At 53.7% G+C, this 1,515-nt stretch carries 2 protein-coding genes; both read left to right on the top strand.

Features of this window, described 5'->3' with window-relative positions; all coding sequences use genetic code 11:
* The first annotated feature begins 53 nt into the window (after window positions 1-53).
* Window positions 54-1,058 carry an electron transfer flavoprotein subunit alpha/FixB family protein gene (locus tag LUCIF_RS23465; RefSeq protein ID WP_122630251.1) on the top strand — a complete coding sequence of 335 codons (1,005 nt, stop codon included), beginning with the start codon at window positions 54-56 and terminating at the stop codon, window positions 1,056-1,058.
* A 96-nt stretch (window positions 1,059-1,154) separates the two neighbouring features.
* A partial coding sequence (locus LUCIF_RS23460; RefSeq protein WP_165866139.1) for a helix-turn-helix domain-containing protein occupies window positions 1,155-1,515 on the top strand: 361 nt, incomplete at its 3' end.

Here is a 1,515-nt window from a genome sequence, read left to right as displayed (position 1 = left end):
ATGTCTGTCCCGTCGGGGCGATTGTCCGGGAAACGGAAGAAAAGAACGTGGCCATGGATAAGGCGGAATACAAGGGCGTCTGGGTGTATGTGGAACAAGTGGGCGGACAGGCCCGCAATGTAGCGCATGAACTTCTGGGCCAGGGAAGGCTGCTGGCGGATGCGCTGGGGCAGGAACTGGCCGGCGTGATCATCGGGGAACAGGTGGCAGGGCTGGCAAAAGAAGTCTTTGCCAACGGGGCCGATAAAGTCTATTTGGTGGAAGGCCCGGAATTCAGCCATTACAACACCGACGCGTACACCATTACTCTGACGGACCTCATCAAAACCTATAAACCGTCCGTAATCCTGATGGGCGCGACCAACGACGGACGGGACCTGGGGCCCCGGGTGGCGGCCCGGGTAGGAACGGGCCTGACGGCGGATTGCACCAATCTGGGCATTGACGAGCCAACAGGCCTGGTGGCCTGGACCCGGCCGGCCTTCGGGGGCAATATTATGGCGACCATCCTGTGCCCGGAACACCGGCCGCAAATGGGGACGGTACGGCCGAAAGTATTCAAGAAACCGGAACCGGATTTCTCGCGCGCGGGAGAAGTGGTGCGGGTGACGAGCAAAGTCAAAGCGGCGGACCTGCGCACGAAATTGGTGGACCTCATTCAGGTATGTACGGCATCCTGCAACCTGGAAGAAGCGGAGATCATTGTATCCGGCGGACGGGGCCTGTGCAAGCCGGAGAATTTTGCCCTGATCGAAGAACTGGCGGAGGCGCTGGGCGGAGCGGTCGGAGCTTCGCGGGCGGCGGTTGACGCAGGCTGGAAGCCGGCGCTGCATCAGGTCGGCCAGACGGGCAAAACGGTGGGACCCAAAGTGTACTTTGCCTGCGGTATCTCCGGGGCCATTCAGCATCTGGCCGGGATGTCGTCGTCGGATATTATCGTGGCCATCAACAAAGACCCGGACGCGCCGATTTTCAAAGTGGCCAATTACGGCATTGTCGGCGATGTCCTGGAAGTGTTGCCGGCTTTGACCGCCGGGTTTAAAAAACTTAAGGGATAATCTATAAGAAAAGCTCAACTACAGTGGTGATATGCTCCCCTTGTGGTAGACAGTTGAAATAAAAAAACTGTTTACCATAAGGAGGAGCGTATTTTTATGGGTCGAAAGTTTTCAGTTTCTTATGAAGAACGTATCGATGCAATTGAAAAGTATTTGCGGCATGAGAATTCATTAACACATCTGGCAAAGCAATTAAAAGTTAGCTATTGGGCTGTTAAGCGGTGGTTAATAACGTATCAGTCTTTGGGGCCAGAAGGATTAATAGAAACATCAAAAAACATGCACTACTCGCCGACGTTGAAAGAAGCAGCTGTAATGGATTATTTGGCTGGTACCGGTTCTTACAGAAATCTTTGCAAAAAATACGGGATTAAATCAACCTGTCAACTGCAAGACTGGGTTTCAAAGTATAATGGTCATGAGGAGTTAAAATCTTCTGGAACGGGAGGAGCCCCCA

The organism is Allolucifera butyrica (assembly GCF_900476375.1).
Taxonomy (GTDB): Bacteria; Bacillota; Negativicutes; order Sporomusales; family UPPP01; genus Lucifera; species Lucifera butyrica.
The sequence above is the reverse complement of the archived record's forward strand: the minus strand, read 5'-3'. Positions and strand labels throughout refer to the sequence as shown.